The following is a 22,893-nucleotide window of genomic DNA, read 5'->3' as shown; positions in this document are numbered from 1 at the left end:
AGTCTATCAAAAGACTTTGAGGTCTTCGCACTTCAAAGTCTTTTCTGTTGATGATTTCGAAATCGAAACCATCAGAGGAAATGTGCTATAATATAGGGTATAATCATCAGTTGTACTAGGGAAACTATACTAACTTGATTGAAGTTCCCCTCTACAGCAAATGAACATGGAGACAAATTATGGGAAGAATGATTGAATTTATTTTTACAAGGGTCTATTTAGCCATGCTGGCAACAGGAATCTTTTGGGCGCTATCTTTTTGTGGAGGCATCCTATTTGGATTTGGGCCTGCTAGTGCAACGATTATGAGTCTATATGCCGAACATGGATCTGATTACAAGCAATATGCTTGGTCTGAAGCTTGGTCGCTCTATAAAGAAAATTTCCGTCGGGCCAACCAGGTTTTCTATACATTTTTTTTGATCGAAGCCATTCTTATTTATGGTATGTATCTGATGGTTCAATTGCCCCACTTGTCCCTATTTCAGATTTTTATCCTATTGGTCAATTTGATTTTCTTATTGGTGGCTCCCCTGACTTTTGCAGTCTATCTCAAGCTTCAGGTCCATTTTGACTTGTCCTACCTTAATAGCTTGAAGTTGAGTTTTATTGGTGCTTTTCTGGATATTCGTGCAGTGACCAAGTTTCTCTTGGGGACCTTTCTTCTAGGAGTTGTTACTCATTTCGTTCCGGCTTTATTTTTCTTTGTTTTACTGGGCTTGTGGCATTTCTTTGTCAATGATATTTTTCAACCCGTCTATGAAACAATTCGCTCTAAAGTGGTTTCTTAATTATGAAAAAAATATGGTTAGCAACACTTTTGAAATTCTATGCCTATATCATGGTGGGGATCATCACGACTTTAGGTGTGACGGTATCTTTGGTCTATTGGCATAATCAGAAAGCAGAGACAGATCGAATCGCTCAGTTGATTTCCTCGCGCTTGACTGCTGAGGTAGAGGATCTTTATAAGAGATCTTCTCAATGGGGGAAGAGTCTGGTAGAGAATCCTGCCAAGCTCGAAGGAGTCTACAAGTATTTTTCAATGACGCCTTCTGAATACGAAAGCTGGCGTTTGGATAATTTTTTCTCCAATTATATTCAAGTTTCGCTGCACCGTAATATTGAAACTCTGTATTTGGAACACGATGTTGTTGATCAAATTGATTTGGTGTTAAATGACTATACGACTGTGTTTGTCTCCAGTAAAAATAAAAAAGGAGGGCAACAAGTTCCTGCGGATCAATACATAGCTAGTTCACAAGCAATCCCAGTCTCCTTGACGGATGCGACGACTGGCGAAGATATTGGACTAGCCTACATTAAAGTCAATCCAGCGCTATTGGATTCTGTCGTCGACAATATTCAAGACACTATTCCAGTTGCTGTCCAAATTTATAATCCCTTGGGCAAGGTTTTTTACCACAGAGGGGATATCAACCCTAAAGATCATAGCCAGTGGATTGTGCGAGATACTGCTTACGGCTATCAAATCTGGGTTGGAATTCCGACTTCTTACACGGTTCGAACGGCCTTATTTAGTTTTACCTGGATGATTTCGGTCGCCTTAATCCTGTTCTTGATCTTGTATCTCTTGCTGCAACGTATTTTCCGCAATTACCAAAAACAAGTGTTGGATTTGGTAGATACCATGGAAGCCATCAGCCAGGGGGATTCTGAGCGACGGATCAATGTGGATACCAAAGAGCAGGAGCTCCTCTTAGTTGCGGAAATGACCAATACCATGTTGGACAATATGGACAAGTCGATCCGGGATATTTATCAGCTACAACTGAGTCAAAAAGATGCCAACATGAAAGCCTTGCAAGCGCAGATTAATCCGCATTTCATGTATAATACCATGGAGTTTATTCGTATGTATGCAGTCATGCAGGATCAAGAAGAATTAGCCGATATTATTTACGAATTTAGTAGTCTCCTTCGAAACAATATTTCAGAGGAGAAAGAAACGACCATAGAAAATGAGTTGGAATTTTGTAGAAAATACAGCTATCTCTGTATGGTGCGTTATCCAAAATCGATTGCTTATGGCTTTAAAATTGAACCCAGTCTAGAAGAGACGATTATTCCGAAGTTTACTCTTCAGCCACTAGTGGAAAATTACTTTGTTCATGGAGTTGATCACAAGCGCAAGGACAATGTCATTAGTATCAAAGTCCGTCGTGTTGGAGAAGCGGTGGAAATTCGAGTCCAGGACAATGGGAGAGGAATGGAACCGAGCCAGTTGCAACGGATCCAACAAATATTGAGTCATAGGGATCCACGAGAAGAAGTAGAAGAGAGGAAGGGGCGACAATCGATTGGGATTGTCAATGTCCACGAGCGTTTCCTTCTCTACTTTGGGGATCGTTACCACATTCAAATTACATCAGAAAAAGGAAAAGGTGTTCTCTATACGATTACCATCGAGGACACTTAAGAGGAAAGAATCGTGTATAAAGTCTTATTGGTTGACGATGAATATATGATTACTGAGGGGTTGAAAAAACTGATTCCCTTTGAAAAATGGGACATGGAGGTTGTTTACACAGCAGAGGATGCAGATCAAGCCTTGGCCTATGTTGCGGATTATCCAGTGGATATCGTGATTACAGATGTCAATATGCCAGGAAAAACTGGTCTAGAAATGATTGATCAAATGCAGTCCATGCTTCCCCATGCAGCTTATATCATTATGTCAGGTTACCAAGATTTTGCTTATGTAAAAAAAGCCTTAAACCTCCGGGTAGCAGACTATCTGTTAAAGCCTGTCAATAAGGTGGAGCTGGGGAATATCCTAGAAAAATTATCCCAAACTCTGAAAAACCCAGATCAAGCGACGGCCAATCGGCTCCTTCATGAAGATTGGTCAGAAGAAGAGTTCGAACAAGCCATCCGAGGAAGAAAACAACTCTGGATTGGAGTGGATAAGGAAAGGAAGGGCTTTGCCAGTTCATCTTATCAGGTCTTAGGAAAAAATCTTCAACTCTATCTTTCCGATGAGGATGAAGGGGCTTTCCTACAGCGCCGTTTCCAAGCACCTTACAAAGAACATTTTCAACAATTTAAAGAGCTTGTTGAACGAAGTCTGTTTTATGGGGATCTCCCATTGGAGGAAGAAGATGGTGTCTTTAATTACTATGAACCCATCTACCGTGTCATCATTCAGGGGAATATCCAGCAAATTTTGGAGGAGTTAAACTGGTTAGAAGAAACCGTGAAAAGCCATACTCCAAAAGTGGCGATAGCCAAGCAACTCTTTATTCAGTTCATTATGGATGTCTTTCATTTATTTGAACACCTGCACGGTGATGACCTGACAGAAATTGTGAAAGCCGTTCATGAGACAACGACTTTCGAGGATCTTGTTACCTGCGTTCGGAACCAATTGGAGAGTTTCTTCTCTCAATATCGGATGAACAATAATGTGGCAACCGTCCTAGAAGTAATTGGACGCGACTATCGGAAGGAACTGTCGCTCAAGGATATCAGCAAAGATCTCTATATCAATCCCGTTTATTTAGGGCAATTGATTAAACGGGAGACCAATTCTACCTTTGCAGAACTCTTGAATAAACAACGGATCAAAGCTGCCCAACAGTTGCTTTTATCCACAACGGAAAGTATTGAAGATATTTGTTATGAGGTCGGATACAGCAATGTCGGTTACTTTTACAAGGTATTCCGCAAGTTGTGTGGCAAGTCTCCTAAAGCCTACCGTCAACAAATCGGCGTAGAGGAAAGTGATTAATCTGTAAACATGGAAAATGAGAGTGGGACAGAAATCGGTAATTCGTTAGACTTCGATTTCGTCGTCCCACCTCCGCACAGTTGAGTAGGGCTGTAAAAGCTAATGAAATCAGCGTAGTAGAGCCCACTCAACCACTGCGTCTTGCTCGACAATCCAAAAACAATTAAGAGGCTAGGACTTTTGTCCCAGCCTCGTTTTTAGTTGCTTCTTCCGATCAAAATCGTGGCAGAAATCGTGACTTGAGTCAGATCGGTCCAGTCAATTTGAGCTGGATCGACATGAAAGAGGAGAGGCGTCATGCTCAGAAGAGCCTCCCGCAATGCTGGAGTCAGTTCGAAGGTTTCCTGGCAATGGAGGCTTTGTTCGACCGTAAAATGATCAGAGAAATGTTGAATAATCTGCTCATTGGAATAATCTACCTGGTCTAGGTGGTCCTTAACTTTCTGACGAATCTCTTGCAGATGGGCGGCAGTTGGGATGACCTTGATGAGGCGACCGTCTGGGGCCAGGACCCGTTTAAATTCCTGATAATTTGCTGGCGAAAAGATGTCTAGGAGGAGGTCCATGCTCTGGTCTAAAAGAGGGAGATGAGCCAGGTCTCCGACAAACCACTTGACCTTCCATTCCTGGTCGCTTTTGGCAGCCAGTTGGATCGATTCCTTCGACAAATCAAAGGCGTAAAAGGAATGGTCTGGATGCCGCTCTTGTAAGATGCGCGAATAGTAGCCTTCCCCGCAACCAATATCTAAAATGTTGACTGGATGGGCCAGTGGAGACAAGCATTCTGACAGGGCATTAAGGATATGGTCGTAGAAACCATTCTCTAGAACGAGTTGCCGGTTTTGGAAATTTTCTTTGTCATAGTCCTTGGAGGCCTTCACTTGTGGCGCCAAGTTCACATAGCCAAACTTAGCAAGGTCAAAGGAGTGGCGGTTGCTACATTTGAGACTGCTCTCTACCAGAGTCAGGTTTTCTTGACAGATAGGACAGGCAAAGGCAGTCGCAGAAGCAAAACGCTGAAGTTTGGGTTTGAGGTTTGTATTCATAGTTTAAGTGTATCAAAAGAGTCAAATGAAAGCAACTTTAGGAATAAGTAGATGGGAGATTCAGTAGAAATGAAACTAATTCTCCAATTTATAGAATGAAATTGCTTTAATATCTAAATTGCTATATAATAATGATAAGGAGGAAATAAGTATGTTAAAAGAAGTATTAAGCGTCGCAAAAGTTGCGAAAAAATCATCACTCTTTTTGGGTGGTGTCGCATTTGGTACCCTTGGTTTGAAAATCTTGGCAAGTAAGGAAGCTAAAAAAGGTTATTCTAAAGCTTTGGCTAAGGCTTATAAGTTAAAAGACGGGCTAGATGCATCTGTTTCTGTTGTGAAGCAACATGGAGATGATGTCTTGCAAGATGCCAAATATTTGTACGAGCAAGAGAAAAAAGAAGAGCAATTAGATAGCCTTATAGGAGAATAATATGTCTTTTAAAGTGCTATATAGAGGATACCAACATATCCGACTATCGTCTTCTTTTTCACTCACCTTGGATATTCAAGACTATCTTCGTTCCTTGGCGAGAGATGAAAAGGGGATTGAGTCTATCCAGTTTTACATGGATCAACAGCACTTTACTCTACGTATAAAAGAAGGCTTTTCTGTATTAGATAATGCAGAAGCCTTTTTAAAAAGAATTGATAAAGGGAAAGTTTCTGAGTTGATGACTCTTCCCATTCGTAGAGAAGAGAGTGCTTATTCTATTGTTTCAGGTGCAGCGATTAAGCGTATACTTTTTCGTAGTTTTGTGCCGTATCCTATTCGCTATATATGGACTTGTTATCAGGCTTTGGGTTATATTAGAGAAGCCTATCAAACACTAGCGCGTAAGGAACTAACGATGGAGGTCTTGGACTGTTCGGCGATTTTATTGTCCTTGTTTATGAACCAATCCAAGACAGCTAGCAATATCATGTTTATGCTTGATTTGGGAAATCATTTAGATCAGTGGTCCTTGAAAAAAACTGCAACAGATTTAGAACAAAGCCTTCTTGCAAAAGAGAGCGATGTATTCCTAGTACAGGGCGATACGGTTGTTAGTATCAAGAGTTCCGATGTTCAAATAGGAGATGTCTTGGTCCTATTTCAAGGAAATGAAATTCTGTTTGATGGACAAGTAGTTTCAGGTTTAGGTATGGTCAACGAAAGTTCCTTGACGGGAGAGAGTTTTCCAGTTGAAAAAAGAGAGTCTGATTTGGTTTGTGCAAATACAGTATTAGAAACTGGAGAGTTGCGCATTCGTGTAACCGATAATCAGATGAACAGCCGTATTTTACAGCTGATTGAGTTGATGAAGAAATCTGAAGAAAATAAGAAAACGAAACAACGCTATTTCATCAAAATGGCGGATAAGGTCGTCAAATATAATTTCTTGGGTGCTGGTCTGACTTACCTATTGACAGGTTCTTTTTCTAAGGCTATTTCTTTCCTATTGGTCGATTTCTCCTGCGCTTTGAAAATTTCTACTCCTGTAGCTTATTTGACAGCTATCAAGGAGGGGTTGAATCGTGAAATGGTGATTAAGGATGGGGATGTTCTGGAGAAATATCTGGAAGTTGATACTTTCTTGTTTGATAAGACGGGAACAATCACAACTAGTTATCCTATAGTTGAAAAGGTGTTACCTTTTGGGGACTATAGTGAGGAAGATATTCTCAGAATCAGTGCCTGTCTTGAGGAACACATTTATCATCCTATTGCTAATGCCATCGTCAAGCAAGCCGAGATAGAGGGAGTTGAACATGAGGAAATGCATGGGAAACTCCAATATATCGCAAGCAAGGGGATCAAATCTCATATAGATGGCCAACCAGTTCTTATTGGGAATTATGTCTTGATGCAGGATGAGCAGATTCATATCAGTTCAGAACAAAATGCTTTAATTGAAGAGTACATGAGTCACTACAATCTCTTATTCTTGGCTTATCAGAATGAATTGATTGGAATGTTCTGCATTCATACTCCTTTGAGAAAAGAAGCAAAAGCAGCCTTGGAGAAACTTAAGGCACAAGGGAAAAAATTGATTCTGGCAACAGGGGACACCTTGGTTAGGACAGAGGAGTTAGTCAAAGATTTGCCCTTTGATCAGGTCTATACAGACTTGAAACCTGATGGAAAATTTGAGTTAGTAGAGGAACTACAGAAAGCAGGTCACACTATTTTGATGGTTGGGGATGGGTTGAATGACTCAGCTGCTCTAACCCTATCAGATATCGGTGTAGTGATGAATGAGAGTGCAGATATTTCTAAGCAGATGAGTGATATCTTATTGTTAGATAATCGCTTGGATTTCTTCCGAGAGTTGGATTGGCTATCATCATCTTTACAAACACTCATCAAGAAGAATATTCAAGATACCGTTGTCGTAAATAGTAGTTTGATTGGCTTTGGCTTGTTTAATTGGCTCAGTCCTTCAAATCTCTCTATCTTACATAATCTAACAACCTTACGCATAGTCCTGCGTAGCCTGTCTATTAAGGCTAGATAGATGTGGTTATCAACAACAAAAAGGAGTTACCTTTCTCGAGGTTAACTCCTTTTTTTATAGGTAAATGTTGAACAGTTTAGTAAGTCAATACAAAATATTTTTTCTTTCCACGACGGATAACGGTCAATTCGTTTTCCAATTTATCGCTATCGCTCAAGACATAGTCAAGGTCTTGGATGCGGTCGCCATTGATGTAGATGGCACCATTTTGGACATCTTCACGAGCTTGACGTTTGGAATTGACCACGCCAGAAGTTACAAGCAATTCTACGATGTTGAGGTTCTCGTCTGCTTGGACCTGGTAGTTTGGTACACCACGAAGTCCTTGTTTGAGTTCTTTGACAGAAAGGTTTTTGATATTTCCTGCAAAGAGTTGCTCCGTAATGTTAAGGGCTTCTTTGTAAGCTTCTTCTCCGTGAACCAGAGTGACGACTTCACGAGCGAGAATTTTTTGAGCCAAGCGTTCGTGTGGAGCAGCCTCAAACTGTTTACGAATCTCCTCAATCTCATCTAGTGACAGGAAGGTGAAAATTTTCAAGAAGCGAACAGCGTCAGCGTCCATGACGTTCATCCAGAACTGGTACATTTCATATGGAGAAGTTTTGGATGCATTGAGCCAGACCGCATTTCCTTCTGATTTACCAAATTTCTTACCGGTTGCGTCTGTGATGAGGGGGACAGTGATCACGTGACCAGTTTTGTCTGCCTTACGGCGCATCAACTCTGTACCAGCTGTCATATTTCCCCACTGGTCAGAACCACCGATTTGCAGAGTGACATTGTGCTCTTGGTTAAGGACAAAGAAGTCGTAGCCTTGCATGATTTGGTAGGCAAATTCAGTGTAAGAAATCCCTGTTTCAATCCGTTTCTTCACAGATTCCTTGCTCATCATGTAGTTGACAGTAAAGTATTTTCCGATGTCGCGAAGGAAGTCAATGAAGCTGATGCTGCCAAACCAGTCGTAGTTATTGACCATGACAGCCTTATTTTCCCCGTTTTCAAAATCTAAGAAACGAGACAATTGCCCTTGGATAGAAGCGACCCAACCGTCTACAGTCTCCTTAGTTTGTAAACTGCGCTCGGCATCTTTGAAAGAAGGGTCTCCAATGAGTCCGGTCGCACCACCGACAAGCGCATAAGGTTTGTGGCCTGCCAATTGTAAGCGGCGACTAGTCAAGATTGCAACAAGGTGCCCAAGGTGCAAACTATCAGCAGTTGGATCGTAGCCAGTATAATACGATACTTGTCCTTCTTCTAGGGCTTTACGCAAAGCATCTTCGTCAGTCGTTTGGAAAATCAAACCACGTTCTTTTAGCTCATCAAAAATGTGCATCGTTCTCTCCTTTTCTAAGCTACTGGCCGGATCGATGAAAACAGTCCAGTATCTGTATGGTTTCTCTCTATTTTACCATAATGACTTGAAATAGCAATGAATGGACGAAAAAAATCCTACTGGAAACAGTGTTCTCAACTTTAGGAATTGAAAAGAAAGTGGTCCATTTGGTATAATAGGAAGGACAAGGAGAAATAGAGTGAGTCAAATAAGAGAATTTTTTACAAAGTGCGGGAAGAAAATAAAAGGCTTCTTTACCAAGATGACTGTTAAAGTCAATGAGAAAGAAGACAAGGAGGGCTGGTCACTAGGAGATTTCGTAGCGACAGTTCTCCGAACCATGAAGCTCCTTTGGGATGTGTTATTGGTGTTTGCTTTAGGTGGCCTCTTGTTTGGAGCAGGGATTGCGATTGGGTATGCGGCCAGTCTATTTAATGCGACAGAAACACCGGATCCAACCCGATTGGTTCAACAAGTACAAAATATTTCGAGCGTTTCAAAGATTTCCTACTCAGATGGGAGCATTATTTCTGATATTGACAGTGACTTGATTCGGATCCCTGTTCAAAAGGATGCAATTTCGGACAATGTCAAAAAGGCTGTTATTGCCACAGAGGATGAAAATTTCAATAGCCACAATGGGGTTGTTCCGAAAGCCGTAATCCGGGCCACCTTGGGTTCAGTTGCTGGAGTCGGTTCCTCTAGTGGGGGTTCGACTTTGACCCAACAGTTGATTAAACAACAAGTTGTGGGAGATGCACCGACTTTCTCACGGAAGGCTGCTGAGATTATCGATGCCCTTGCTCTTGAGCGGGTAATGGATAAGGACGAAATTTTAACGACCTACCTCAATGTGTCTCCATTTGGACGAAACAACCGTGGACAAAATATTGCTGGAGTGGAAGCGGCAGCTCAAGGGATTTTTGGAGTTTCTGCCAAAGACTTGACCATTCCACAGGCGGCCTTTATTGCTGGTCTGCCACAGAGCCCAATTGTCTACTCGCCTTATGCCTCTGATGGAAGTCTCAAAACTCCAGAAAATCAAGCTTTAGGCTTGGATCGCGCCAAGGATGTCTTGTACAACATGTATCGAACAGGGGCTATCACTAAGGAAGAGTACGACCAATATAGTCAATATGATTTAAGTAAGGATTTCCTTCCGTCAAATGGCATCGAGAAGACGCCACACGACTACTTGTATTTCCAAGCCGTAAGTGAAGCGGAAGAGGCCATGTATGACTATTTAATCAAGAGGGACAATGTTTCGAGTCATGACCTAAAAAACAATTCGACCGTTAAATCTTATCAAGAGTTAGCGAAGAAAGAATTGAGAGAGGGCGGCTATACGGTCCAAACCACTATCAACAAAGCTATCTACAATGCCATGCAAGAAGCAGTTGCCAATTATGGAGGCATCTTGGACGATGGAACGGGTACGGTAGAAGTCGGAAATGTCCTCATGGACAACCGAACAGGAGCGATTCTCGGCTTTGTTGGGGGACGGAATTTTGACGGGAATCAGAATAACCACGCTTTTGACACGGAACGCTCTCCAGGTTCTACTATTAAACCTTTGCTAGCTTATGGAATCGCCATTGACCAAGGCTTGATGGGAAGCAATAGCATCGTCTCTAATTACCCAACTAACTTCTCTAGTGGAGAGCCAATTATGCACGTGGATAACCGGGGGACTGGGATGATGGACCTCCGAGAGGCCCTCAATACCTCATGGAATATCCCAGCTTATTGGACTTATCGTACTCTCCGTGAAAAGGGTGTCGATGTCCCAGGCTATATGGAAAAAATGGGCTACGATATCGCTGAGTACGGCATTGAAAGTCTGCCAATGGGAGGCGGGATCGAAGTAAGCGTCGCCCAACATACAAACGGTTATCAAACCATTGCAAATAATGGAAATTACCAAAAACGCTACATGATTGAAAAAATCATGGATCGCAATGGGGAAGTGGTCTACCAACATGAGAGCAAACCAACCCGCGTCTACTCAGCAGCAACTGCGACTATCATGCAGGACCTGTTAAGAGGTGTCATCAGCTCTGGTGCGACAACGACCTTTAAGAGCCGAATCAGTCAGGTCAATCCAACTCTTGCAACTGCTGATTGGATTGGGAAAACCGGAACCACCAATGAGAATGGAGATATGTGGCTCATGCTGTCTACTCCAAATCTTACCTTAGGTGGCTGGATTGGACATGACAACAATGCTTCCATGGCTCCGTTGACAGGCTACAATAATAACGCAAGTTACATGGCCTATTTAGCCAATGCCATCTACCAGGCGGATCCAGCTGCTTGGGGCGTGCAAGATCGCTTTACCTTAGATAGCAGTGTTATTTCATCGACTGTTCTGAAATCTACAGGACAACGACCTGGTCGTGTCAATGTCAATGGTCGTGATATCGATGTGTCGGGTGCGACGGTTACCAGCTATTGGGCTAAAAATGGCGCTCCACAAACGACCTACCGCTTCGCAATTGGTGGATCGGATAGTGATTATGCTAGTGCCTGGGCTGGAATTCTAGGCGGTTCAGCTAATACTTCCAATGGAAATCGAAATACCAACCGGACAAGCAATTCGAACACGACAACTAGTTCGAACACGACAACTAGTTCGAACACGACAACTAGTTCGAACACGACAGCTAGTTCATCATCTAGTGGACAAAACAGATAAAAATAATGAGGTGCAATACCATAAAATCGTTTTCATGTCTAGAGAAAACCTTGTGTTTTTTGTGAAAGTACGATATAATAAGAATAAGTAATTTGTCGTGTGCTTTATTTGAAATATTGTCCAAATAGAAGCTTACAGCAGTTAAATCAAACTTTATAAAAGTCGATTTAGCTGCTCTTTTTGTGCCTATTTTTAGAAACAAACAGATTTGTCACACAAACTTAATCTTTCTAAAAATTCCAAAAAGGATGAATGATACGGAGGAGATTTCTTCTCACGTGATGTAGATCACACCCCTTCATAGCATCGTTTCGACTGGATGAGAACTATTCTGATGTAGTCAGAAGCGATCTAGAAACCGGATCTTCAGAGAGGGGTTTCCCCTAGCTGGTATCCTAGTATAGAAAAGGAGTTAAAACTTTGGCAGGACATGACGTTCAATACGGGAAACATCGGACCCGTCGTAGTTTTTCAAGAATCAAAGAAGTTCTTGATTTACCAAATTTGATTGAAATCCAAACGGATTCATTTAAAGATTTTCTGGATCATGGTTTGAAAGAAGTTTTCGAAGATGTATTGCCAATTTCGAACTTCACAGACACAATGGAGTTGGAATTCGTTGGCTATGAAATCAGAGAACCAAAGTATACTTTGGAAGAAGCACGTATCCATGATGCGAGCTATTCTGCCCCAATCTTTGTAACCTTCCGTTTGGTCAACAAGGAAACTGGCGAAATCAAAACACAAGAAGTCTTCTTTGGTGATTTCCCAATCATGACCGAAATGGGAACCTTTATCATCAACGGTGGAGAGCGGATCATCGTATCTCAGCTCGTCCGTTCACCAGGTGTCTATTTCAATGATAAGGTGGACAAGAACGGTAAGGTTGGCTATGGATCAACGGTTATTCCAAACCGTGGAGCTTGGCTAGAACTTGAAACAGACTCAAAAGATATTGCTTATACTCGTATCGACCGTACGCGTAAGATTCCATTTACGACCTTGGTTCGTGCCCTTGGTTTCTCTGGTGACGACGAGATTTTTGATATCTTTGGGGATAGCGAATTGGTTCGCAACACTGTTGAAAAAGATATCCACAAAAACCCAATGGATTCTCGTACAGATGAAGCCCTCAAAGAAATTTATGAGCGTCTTCGTCCAGGTGAGCCAAAAACAGCGGAAAGCTCACGTAGCTTGTTGGTAGCCCGTTTCTTTGACCCACGTCGTTATGACTTGGCTCCTGTTGGTCGATACAAGATCAATAAGAAGCTCAATATCAAGACCCGTTTGTTGAACCAAACGATCGCAGAACCATTGGTAGATGCCGAAACAGGAGAAATCCTTGTAGAAGCTGGTACCGTGATGACGCGCGATGTCATCGACAGCATCTCAGAACACTTGGATGGCGATTTGAACAAGATTGTCTACACTCCAAATGATTCAGCAGTATTGACAGAACCAGTCGTTCTTCAAAAATTCAAGGTTGTTGCACCAACTGATCCAGACCGTGTTGTCACCATCATCGGTAATGCAAATCCAGATGATAAAGTTCGTATTGTAACACCTGCAGATATCTTGGCTGAGATGAGTTACTTCCTCAACTTAGCAGAAGGTCTTGGTCGTGTGGACGATATTGACCACCTCGGAAATCGTCGTATCCGTGCCGTTGGTGAATTGCTTGCCAACCAAGTTCGTCTTGGACTTTCACGGATGGAACGTAACGTTCGTGAACGCATGTCTGTTCAAGATAATGAAGTATTAACACCTCAACAAATCATTAACATTCGTCCAGTAACTGCAGCGATCAAAGAATTCTTTGGTTCTTCACAATTGTCTCAGTTCATGGACCAACACAACCCACTTTCTGAGTTGTCCCACAAACGTCGTTTGTCTGCCTTAGGGCCTGGTGGTTTGACACGTGACCGTGCTGGATATGAAGTTCGTGACGTGCACTACACTCACTATGGTCGGATGTGTCCAATTGAAACACCTGAAGGACCAAACATCGGTTTGATTAACAACTTGTCATCTTATGGGCACTTGAACAAATATGGTTTCATCCAAACACCATACCGTAAAGTAGACCGTGAAAAAGGTGTGGTGACCAACGAAATCGTTTGGTTGACAGCTGATGAAGAAGATGAGTACATTGTGGCTCAGGCCAACTCTAAGTTGAACGAAGCGGGTGGCTTTGCTGAGCCAATCGTTATGGGACGTCACCGTGGTAACAACCAAGAGTTCCCATCTGATCAGGTCGACTACATGGACGTTTCTCCTAAGCAGGTAGTTGCCGTTGCGACAGCATGTATTCCGTTCTTGGAAAACGATGACTCCAACCGTGCCCTTATGGGAGCCAACATGCAACGTCAGGCTGTACCATTGATTGATCCCAAAGCACCTTACGTGGGTACTGGTATGGAATACCAAGCAGCCCATGATTCAGGAGCTGCAGTTATTGCACAACATGGTGGTAAGGTTACCTATGCAGATGCTGACAAGGTAGAAGTTCGTCGTGAAGATGGCTCATTGGATGTTTACCACATTCAAAAATTCCGTCGTTCAAACTCAGGTACGGCTTACAACCAACGTACCCTTGTTAAAGTTGGCGATGTTGTTGAAAAAGGCGACTTTATCGCAGACGGTCCATCTATGGAAAAAGGGGAGATGGCCCTTGGTCAAAACCCAATCGTTGCCTACATGACATGGGAAGGTTACAACTTCGAGGATGCCGTTATCATGAGCGAACGCTTGGTGAAAGAGGATGTCTATACATCTGTTCACTTGGAAGAATTCGAATCAGAAACGCGCGACACTAAGTTAGGCCCTGAAGAAATCACTCGTGAAATTCCAAACGTTGGGGAAGATGCACTCAGAAACCTTGACGAAATGGGTATTATCCGTATTGGTGCGGAAGTAAAAGAAGGCGATATCCTTGTCGGTAAGGTAACACCGAAGGGTGAGAAAGACCTTTCTGCTGAAGAACGTCTCCTCCATGCCATCTTTGGCGATAAATCTCGTGAAGTGCGGGATACTTCTCTTCGTGTACCTCACGGTGGAGATGGAGTCGTTCGCGATGTCAAGATCTTTACGCGTGCAAACGGAGATGAATTGCAATCGGGTGTCAACATGTTGGTTCGTGTGTACATCGCACAAAAACGCAAGATCCGCGTCGGAGATAAAATGGCCGGTCGTCACGGAAACAAAGGGGTTGTATCCCGTATTGTTCCTGTAGAAGACATGCCTTACCTTCCAGATGGTACACCGGTTGATATCATGTTGAACCCACTTGGGGTGCCATCACGTATGAATATCGGTCAGGTTATGGAACTTCACCTTGGTATGGCGGCTCGTAACTTAGGTATCCATATCGCAACACCAGTCTTTGACGGAGCAAGCTCAGAAGACCTCTGGGATACTGTCCGTGAAGCGGGTATGGATAGCGATGCCAAGACCATTCTTTACGATGGACGGACTGGTGAGCCATTTGACAACCGTGTTTCTGTCGGTGTCATGTACATGATTAAGCTTCACCACATGGTTGATGATAAACTCCATGCTCGTTCTGTCGGACCATACTCAATGGTTACCCAACAACCACTCGGAGGGAAAGCTCAGTTTGGTGGACAACGTTTCGGGGAAATGGAAGTTTGGGCCCTTGAGGCTTATGGTGCGTCTAATGTCCTTCAAGAAATCTTGACCTACAAGTCAGATGATGTCAATGGACGTTTGAAAGCTTATGAAGCGATTACCAAAGGAAAACCAATTCCAAAACCAGGTGTGCCAGAGTCCTTCCGCGTTCTTGTCAAAGAATTGCAATCACTTGGATTGGATATGCGTGTCCTAGATGAAGATGACAAAGAAGTCGAACTTCGCGATCTTGACGAAGGGGAAGACGATGATGTCATCCACGTAGATGATCTAGAAAAAGCACGTGAAAAAGCAGCTAAGGAAGCTCGCGCAGCTTTCGAAGCTGAAGGGAAAGAAGATTAATAAAATATGTAGTTCAAGAGGGAAGAAGACCTGAGAAGGTTCTCTATCCCCAAGCTTTAGGGTTGAAGGTGTGAAGGAAGTTCCTTCTCTCCTTCACAAAAAAGCAGAAGAACATACAATTGAGAATGAACATAAAGAAAGGTAAGAAATAGTGGTTGATGTAAATCGTTTTAAAAGTATGCAAATCACCCTAGCTTCTCCAAGCAAGGTCCGTTCATGGTCTTATGGAGAGGTCAAGAAACCTGAAACAATCAACTACCGTACATTGAAACCAGAACGTGAAGGTCTCTTTGATGAAGTCATCTTTGGACCTACAAAAGACTGGGAATGTGCGTGTGGAAAATACAAACGGATTCGTTACAAAGGAATCGTTTGTGACCGCTGTGGTGTGGAAGTGACACGTGCCAAGGTTCGTCGTGAACGCATGGGGCACATCGAGTTGAAAGCACCTGTATCACATATCTGGTATTTCAAAGGTATCCCTTCTCGTATGGGATTGACCTTGGATATGAGCCCTCGTGCCCTTGAGGAAGTCATCTACTTCGCAGCTTATGTGGTTATCGATCCAAAAGATACACCGCTTGAGCACAAGTCTATCATGACCGAACGTGAATACCGTGAACGCTTGCGTGAATACGGACCAGGTTCCTTTGTTGCCAAGATGGGGGCAGAAGCGATCCAAGACCTCTTGAAACAAGTGGATTTGGAAGCTGAAATTGCTGTCTTGAAAGAAGAATTGAAGACTGCAACTGGTCAAAAACGTGTGAAGGCTGTTCGCCGTTTGGATGTCTTAGATGCCTTCTACAAATCTGGGAACAAACCAGAATGGATGGTCCTCAATATCCTCCCTGTTATTCCACCAGATCTTCGTCCGATGGTCCAATTGGATGGTGGGCGTTTTGCTGCCTCTGACTTGAACGACCTTTACCGTCGTGTGATCAACCGGAACAACCGTTTGGCTCGTTTGCTTGAGTTGAATGCTCCTGGGATCATCGTGCAAAACGAAAAACGGATGCTCCAAGAAGCTGTCGATGCTTTGATCGACAACGGTCGTCGTGGTCGTCCGATCACAGGACCAGGTAGCCGTCCACTGAAATCATTGAGCCACATGCTTAAAGGGAAACAAGGACGCTTCCGTCAAAACTTGCTCGGTAAACGGGTAGACTTCTCAGGGCGTTCCGTTATTGCCGTTGGACCAACTCTTAAGATGTATCAATGTGGTGTGCCACGTGAAATGGCCATCGAGCTCTTTAAACCATTCGTGATGCGCGAAATCGTTGCGCGTGACATCGTTCAAAACGTGAAAGCAGCGAAGCGCTTGGTCGAACGTGGAGATGAGCGTATCTGGGATATCCTGGAAGAAGTGATCAAAGAACACCCAGTTCTCTTGAACCGCGCACCGACCCTTCACCGTTTGGGGATCCAAGCCTTTGAACCTGTCTTGATTGACGGGAAAGCTCTTCGCTTGCACCCACTTGTCTGTGAAGCCTACAATGCCGACTTTGACGGGGACCAAATGGCCATCCACGTACCGCTTTCAGAAGAAGCCCAAGCAGAAGCTCGTATCTTGATGCTGGCTGCTGAGCACATCTTGAATCCGAAAGACGGGAAGCCAGTCGTTACCCCATCTCAGGATATGGTATTGGGGAACTACTACCTCACTATGGAAGAAGCTGGTCGTGAAGGCGAAGGCATGGTCTTCAAAGACCGTGATGAAGCGGTCATGGCTCTTCGCAATGGTTATGTTCACTTGCATACTCGTGTCGGAATTGCAACGGATAGCTTGAACAAGCCATGGACAGAAGCGCAACAGCACAAGATTCTCTTGACAACTGTTGGTAAGATTCTCTTTAACGATATCATGCCTGCAGAACTTCCATATCTTCAAGAGCCAAATAATGCTAACTTGACAGAAGGCGTTCCAGCTAAGTACTTCTTGGAGCCTGGTCAAGATGTCAAAGCGACGATTGAGAAATTGGAATTAAATGTTCCATTCAAGAAGAAAAACCTTGGAAATATTATCGCGGAAATCTTCAAACGCTTCCGTACAACAGAAACATCTGCTTTCTTGGACCGCTTGAAAGACTTAGGTTACCACCACTCAACCCTTGCTGGTTTGACAGTGGGGATTGCCGATATTCCAGTTGTTGAAGACAAGGCTGAAATCATTGAAGAATCTCACAAACGTGTAGAACAAATCACCAAACAGTTCCGTAAAGGGATGATTACAGATGATGAGCGCTACAATGCGGTTACAGCTGAATGGCGTGCGGCCCGTGAGAAATTGGAAAAACGTCTGATTGATAACCAAGATCCGAAGAACCCAATCGTTATGATGATGGATTCTGGAGCCCGTGGTAACATCTCAAACTTCTCACAGCTTGCCGGTATGCGTGGTTTGATGGCCGCTCCAAACGGACGGATCATGGAATTGCCGATCCTTTCAAACTTCCGCGAAGGTTTGTCAGTACTCGAAATGTTCTTCTCTACTCACGGTGCTCGTAAAGGGATGACCGATACGGCCCTTAAGACAGCCGACTCAGGTTACTTGACTCGTCGTTTGGTTGACGTTGCCCAAGACGTGATCATTCGTGAAGATGACTGTGGAACTGACCGTGGACTTCTGATTACCTCTATTACAGATGGTAAAGAAATGATTGAACCATTGGAAGAACGTTTGACAGGTCGTTATACCAAGAAAACTGTTAAACACCCTGAAACAGGAGAAGTTATCGTTGGTCCAGATACCTTGATTACAGAAGATATCGCTCGCGACATCGTCAATGCTGGTGTTGAAGCAGTGACCATCCGCTCTGTCTTTACATGTAACACTCGTCATGGTGTCTGCCGTCATTGTTACGGTATCAACTTGGCGACTGGTGATGCGGTTGAGGTTGGTGAAGCAGTCGGAACCATCGCTGCCCAATCTATCGGGGAACCTGGTACACAGTTGACTATGCGTACCTTCCACACGGGTGGGGTTGCCTCAAATACTGATATCACGCAAGGTCTTCCTCGTGTCCAAGAAATCTTTGAAGCCCGCAATCCGAAAGGGGAAGCGGTCATCACTGAGGTCAAAGGGGAAGTCACAGCCATTGAAGAAGATGCTTCTACACGGACCAAGAAAGTCTTTGTACGTGGTGCGACTGGAGAGGGAGAATACGTTGTCCCTTACACAGCCCGCATGAAAGTCGAAGTGGGAGATCAAGTCTCTCGTGGTGCGGCTCTTACAGAAGGGTCTATCCAACCAAAACGTCTCCTTGCCGTTCGTGATGTCTTGTCAGTTGAAACTTACCTCCTTGCGGAAGTACAAAAAGTATACCGTAGCCAAGGGGTAGAAATCGGCGACAAACACATCGAGGTAATGGTGCGTCAAATGATCCGTAAGGTTCGTGTCATGGATCCAGGAGATACAGACCTTCTCATGGGTACTCTCATGGATATCACAGACTTTACAGATGCCAACCGTGATGTGGTTATTTCTGGTGGGGTTCCTGCGACGGCTCGTCCTGTCCTTATGGGAATCACCAAAGCCTCTCTTGAAACCAATAGTTTCTTGTCAGCGGCTTCCTTCCAGGAAACAACTCGTGTCCTCACTGACGCAGCGATTCGTGGTAAGAAAGACCATCTCCTTGGACTTAAGGAAAATGTTATCATTGGTAAGATTATTCCTGCTGGTACAGGTATGGCTCGTTACCGTAACTTGGAACCACAAGCAATCAATGAAGTTGAAATTATCGAAGAAATTCCTGTTACAGAAGAAGCAACTGAAATGGTTGAAGCAACTGTAGTGGAAGAAAATTAATCCTAAAAGAAGCTTTACTGATCTTCAGTAAGGCTTCTTTTTTATGCCTAAAAATGAATAGAAAGGCACTGATAATACCAGGTTAAAAATATGTACAAAGATGAATATATATTTGATAGAATGCATATTCAATGACTTTAAAATAAGCTTTTGAAAGATTTGAATATTAAAATAAATATGGCATAAAATCCAGCTATCTCAAGGTTTTTACGGGTTTTAAACTAATTAATATTACACATAAATTACAGATTATTAAAATTCGATTAAATGTATTACGAAAGCATTGAGATAGTTTGACTTATGAAGCAATTGAAGGTAGAATGGATGGTAAATATGTTGTTGATTTTGTTAATAAAATCACAAGGTAAAAAAGGTGAGATGATGAAAAAGATTAAAGTGATGGTTGTTTTTGGAACGCGCCCAGAAGCTATTAAAATGGCTCCCCTGGTTCTAGAGCTCCAAAAGCAAAGTGAGACCATTGAAACGATTACAGTGGTGACTGCTCAGCATCGTCAAATGCTGGATCAAGTGCTAGAGACCTTCCGCATTCAACCGGATTACGATCTAGATATTATGGGGAAAAACCAATCACTTCTAGATATCACGGCTAGAATCCTTGAAAAATTTGACCCAGTCGTGAAAGAAGTGCAACCAGATATGATTTTGGTCCATGGGGACACAACGACGACTTTTGCGGCTAGTCTGGTTGCCTTCTATAACCAAGTCCGTATCGGTCACGTAGAGGCGGGTCTCAGAACCTTCGATAAGTATTCGCCTTTCCCTGAGGAAATGAACCGTCAAATGACGGATAACTTGGCAGATCTCTATTTTGCCCCAACCAGTGAAAGCAAGGCCAATCTTCTCATGGAACATCATCCAGAGTCGTCCATTTTCATTACAGGGAATACGGCGATTGATGCCCTGCGATTAACGGTACAAGAGGATTATCACCATCAGGTCCTTGATCAGTTAGATCCGCAGAAGAAGCTGGTCTTAGTGACCATGCACCGTCGGGAAAATCAAGGCCAGCCGATGCGGGCTGTGTTTGGTGCCTTGAGAGAAATGGTGGATGCCCATCCGGAATTGGAAGTCGTTTATCCAGTCCATCTCAGTCCTGCTGTTCAAGAGGCGGCTAAGGACATCTTAGGAGAACACGACCGCATTCATTTGATTGCGCCTTTGGACGTCTTTGACTTTCATAACCTCGCTTCGAGAAGTTACTTTATTATGTCTGATTCGGGAGGAGTTCAGGAGGAGGCTCCTTCTTTAGGCAAGCCTGTCTTAGTCCTTCGGGATACGACCGAACGTCCAGAAGGTGTCAAAGCTGGAACCTTAAAATTGGTCGGAACCGATCCTGAACGCGTCAAGGAAGAAATGACGGCTCTGTTGACGGACCCAGATCTGTATCAAAAAATGGCTTCAGCTCGAAATCCATATGGAGATGGGAAGGCATCTGAGCGGATTGTTCAAGCTATTCAGCACTATTATGGCCTCGTTGACTCGGTATCTGAATTTATGGAGGGAGAGATTTAGGAATGAAAAAAAGGAATCATTTAGGAGACTGGATGCTTATTTTAGTCGGCTTTGTATTGGCCGTCCTGATATACTGTCTATTCTTTGCACGGGAAATTATTATTGAGGAAGCTCTCTTTCTTGTGTTAGCCTTGTTTGCCTCTCTTGTCTTATCCAATTTGCTGCTGACCTGGACGATTTTAATTTCAGTCGGTTTAGGAATTGTCTTTCTGGTAGCAGGAGTCGTGTATATCCCTGCAAACCAGGCACTGTTATTGCTTTTCTCTTTCCCTATTCTGATTGGAATACTATCAAAAATTCGCTACTATTTATTTAAAGAAGTTGCAAAGGTTCAAAACCAAGAAGAAGACGCTGAAGTTGCCTACCGTGGCTTGCTGGAACACATGGGTGTTCAACAGGAACAGAAATTACAAGCCCTCTTGATCCATTGGTCTCATGAGGAACTCTTCTATCAAATTCATCCTCGTGAATACAATCGGACGCTGAACCAAATTCATTATCTGATTGGCCACCATCTGATACAGGATGAGAGACTTTATTATGTTTCAGACGGCAATTTCCTAGTACTTACGAATAGTCAGCAACGAAATTTGCAAGAATATTATCAGCTGTATTTAAAAAATCAATTAGAATCTCTGGTCTTTAAGGGAGAAGATGGCAATCAAGCTATTCAATTCCAAAAAGGATACCTGGTGGTGGATTCGACCAATCGGACGAAATTTCATAGCTACCAGGAAGCCATTAGTAACTTGAAACGTCAACTTGAAACGGATATTATTGTGGAATATTAGGAGGGACCGATGACTCTTACAAATCTATTTTTTGGGCTGGCCCTAGGGATTAGTCTATTCTTTGCTGTATGCTTTTGTGCATTATTTATTGCCTATTTGGTCATCTACCATCGGGTAAACAAAAACTTTAAGGCGGTGGACCATGATTAGTCAAATTTTAATGATTTTCACCTTGATTTCTATCTGGTTATCTCTAGCCTAGGGCTTGGTGATCCTGATTTCAGCGGTTCAATTCTGGTTGAAACACAGTGATTTCCGTGTGGATACGAGCCCGCTTCTCTATTATCCGAAAGTAACCATCGTGGTACCTGCTCATAACGAAGATGTTGTGATTGCACAAACTGCTAAGGCCATTTTGGATATGAATTACCCTCATGATCGTGTGGAATTACTTCTCTTTGCTGATAACTGCTCAGATCGTACCTATGAGGAGTGTCTGGCTGTCAAAGCCCTTCCTGAATACGCTGGACGGGATGTGACCATTATTGACCGTACTGGTACAGGTGGGAAAGCTGGGGTCTTGAATGATGCCTTGAAGATGGCGACAGGAGATTATATCTGTGTCTATGATGCGGATGCAATGCCTGAGAAAAATGCTCTTTATTTCTTGGTCAAGGAAGTTCTTAAAGATCCAGAACGCCATGTGGCTTCATTTGGACGCAACAAGACAAGAAATGCCAACCAGAATTTCTTGACGCGTTGTATCAACCAAGAAATCGTCGTGACCCAACGGGTTCACCACGTCGGGATGTGGAATCTCTTCAAAATCGGACGGATTCCAGGGACCAACTTTATTATCCAAACAGAATTTGTCAAAAGTATCGGTGGTTGGAAGAATGGTGCCTTGACGGAAGATACGGATATTTCCTTCAAGATTATGCAAAGCGGAAAACTGATCGCCTTGGCTTACAACTCGGAAGCCTTCCAACAAGAGCCAGAGACCCTAAAAACCTACTACATGCAACGGAAACGTTGGGCAAAAGGGAACTACGAGGTTGTACTTTCCAACTTTAAACACTTATTCGGAAAAGGGAACTGGCGGGTAAAACTAGAGGTCTTCAACTATTCATGTATTTTCTTCTGGTTTAATGCAGCGATTGTCTTGTCAGACTTGATTTTCTTTGCCAATGTCCTTGCCATGTTTATCCATCTCTTTGCTCCGGGTGTACAGATTCCTTTTGCTTTTGACTCCGAAAATATCTACATTGCCCAATTGATGCTCTTTAACTGGGTGCTAATGATTGGTTTGTATTTGTTGCAAATCAACATTGCCATGGCTTCTCAGTTTGGTCAGGCGACGGTGAAACAGATTTGGTTGGCCCTAGCAGCCTACTTTAGCTATTCCCAACTCTTTATCATTGTTTCGATTGATTCGATTTCATCCATCATCATGGATAAATTGCTTCACCGTGAAGGAACCAAGTGGGTGAAAACGAAACGGTTTGCTGGTTAGG

The 22,893-nt window shown here is 43.2% G+C and carries 14 protein-coding genes; 12 read left to right on the top strand and 2 right to left on the bottom strand.

The annotated features are described in order from the left end of the window. The first annotated feature begins 179 nt into the window (after nucleotides 1–179). Genes HMPREF9421_RS01025 through HMPREF9421_RS01015 form a run of 3 tightly spaced genes read left to right on the top strand, consistent with a single transcriptional unit; the run spans nucleotide 180 to nucleotide 3,751 of the window. Complete coding sequence (locus HMPREF9421_RS01025) at nucleotides 180–791, top strand: YesL family protein (protein WP_006595155.1); 612 nt, start codon at nucleotides 180–182, stop codon at nucleotides 789–791. 2 nt (nucleotides 792–793) lie between these two features. Then, on the top strand, nucleotides 794–2,440 hold the full coding sequence (locus tag HMPREF9421_RS01020; RefSeq protein WP_006595154.1) for a sensor histidine kinase: 1,647 nt from the start codon (nucleotides 794–796) through the stop codon (nucleotides 2,438–2,440). Between the two features lie 12 nt (nucleotides 2,441–2,452). Beyond that, on the top strand, nucleotides 2,453–3,751 hold the full coding sequence (locus HMPREF9421_RS01015) for a response regulator transcription factor (RefSeq protein WP_006595153.1): 1,299 nt from the start codon (nucleotides 2,453–2,455) through the stop codon (nucleotides 3,749–3,751). Between the two features lie 197 nt (nucleotides 3,752–3,948). Here HMPREF9421_RS01015 and HMPREF9421_RS01010 read toward each other — a convergent pair whose 3' ends face one another. Beyond that, nucleotides 3,949–4,797 carry a methyltransferase domain-containing protein gene (locus HMPREF9421_RS01010; protein ID WP_006595152.1) on the bottom strand — a complete coding sequence of 283 codons (849 nt, stop codon included), beginning with the start codon at nucleotides 4,795–4,797 and terminating at the stop codon, nucleotides 3,949–3,951. A 151-nt stretch (nucleotides 4,798–4,948) separates the two neighbouring features. On the opposite strand from HMPREF9421_RS01010, the gene HMPREF9421_RS01005 reads away from it, so the two are divergent. Both HMPREF9421_RS01005 and HMPREF9421_RS01000 read left to right on the top strand, forming a co-directional pair. Continuing rightward, nucleotides 4,949–5,227: a DUF6110 family protein gene (locus HMPREF9421_RS01005; RefSeq protein WP_000910904.1), complete on the top strand. Its 279-nt coding sequence runs from the start codon at nucleotides 4,949–4,951 to the stop codon at nucleotides 5,225–5,227. Between the two features lies 1 nt (nucleotide 5,228). After that, nucleotides 5,229–7,292: a heavy metal translocating P-type ATPase gene (locus tag HMPREF9421_RS01000; RefSeq protein WP_006595150.1), complete on the top strand. Its 2,064-nt coding sequence runs from the start codon at nucleotides 5,229–5,231 to the stop codon at nucleotides 7,290–7,292. A 76-nt stretch (nucleotides 7,293–7,368) separates the two neighbouring features. On the opposite strand, the gene tyrS is transcribed toward HMPREF9421_RS01000, so the two are convergent. Further along, nucleotides 7,369–8,625, bottom strand: coding sequence for a tyrosine--tRNA ligase (gene tyrS / locus HMPREF9421_RS00995; RefSeq protein WP_006595149.1), 1,257 nt, complete (start codon nucleotides 8,623–8,625; stop codon nucleotides 7,369–7,371). Nucleotides 8,626–8,866: 241 nt separating this feature from the next. Between tyrS and pbp1b the strand changes: the two genes are divergently transcribed. The 7 genes from pbp1b to HMPREF9421_RS00965 all read left to right on the top strand — a co-directional run bounded on the left by pbp1b (nucleotide 8,867) and on the right by HMPREF9421_RS00965 (nucleotide 22,892). Beyond that, on the top strand, nucleotides 8,867–11,320 hold the full coding sequence (gene pbp1b / locus HMPREF9421_RS00990; protein ID WP_408022505.1) for a penicillin-binding protein PBP1B: 2,454 nt from the start codon (nucleotides 8,867–8,869) through the stop codon (nucleotides 11,318–11,320). 420 nt (nucleotides 11,321–11,740) lie between these two features. Continuing rightward, the gene (rpoB, locus tag HMPREF9421_RS00985) at nucleotides 11,741–15,310 is read left to right on the top strand and encodes a DNA-directed RNA polymerase subunit beta (RefSeq protein ID WP_006595147.1); all 3,570 of its coding nucleotides are present in this window, start codon (nucleotides 11,741–11,743) and stop codon (nucleotides 15,308–15,310) included. A 151-nt stretch (nucleotides 15,311–15,461) separates the two neighbouring features. Then, nucleotides 15,462–19,115: a DNA-directed RNA polymerase subunit beta' gene (rpoC, locus tag HMPREF9421_RS00980; RefSeq protein WP_040802798.1), complete on the top strand. Its 3,654-nt coding sequence runs from the start codon at nucleotides 15,462–15,464 to the stop codon at nucleotides 19,113–19,115. Nucleotides 19,116–19,496: 381 nt separating this feature from the next. Then, nucleotides 19,497–20,648, top strand: coding sequence for a non-hydrolyzing UDP-N-acetylglucosamine 2-epimerase (gene wecB / locus HMPREF9421_RS00975; RefSeq protein ID WP_048717463.1), 1,152 nt, complete (start codon nucleotides 19,497–19,499; stop codon nucleotides 20,646–20,648). 2 nt (nucleotides 20,649–20,650) lie between these two features. Continuing rightward, nucleotides 20,651–21,439: a hypothetical protein gene (locus tag HMPREF9421_RS00970; protein WP_006595143.1), complete on the top strand. Its 789-nt coding sequence runs from the start codon at nucleotides 20,651–20,653 to the stop codon at nucleotides 21,437–21,439. Nucleotides 21,440–21,448: 9 nt separating this feature from the next. Continuing rightward, on the top strand, nucleotides 21,449–21,589 hold the full coding sequence (locus HMPREF9421_RS10530; protein WP_006595142.1) for a hypothetical protein: 141 nt from the start codon (nucleotides 21,449–21,451) through the stop codon (nucleotides 21,587–21,589). Nucleotides 21,590–21,644: 55 nt separating this feature from the next. Beyond that, nucleotides 21,645–22,892 (top strand): glycosyltransferase family 2 protein, encoded by a 1,248-nt coding sequence (locus tag HMPREF9421_RS00965; RefSeq protein WP_006597122.1) that lies wholly within the window; start codon nucleotides 21,645–21,647, stop codon nucleotides 22,890–22,892. Nucleotide 22,893: the final 1 nt, after the last annotated feature.

Origin of the sequence: Streptococcus australis ATCC 700641 (assembly GCF_000186465.1) — a bacterium.
GTDB lineage: Bacteria > Bacillota > Bacilli > Lactobacillales > Streptococcaceae > Streptococcus > Streptococcus australis.
The sequence above is the reverse complement of the archived record's forward strand: the minus strand, read 5'-3'. Positions and strand labels throughout refer to the sequence as shown.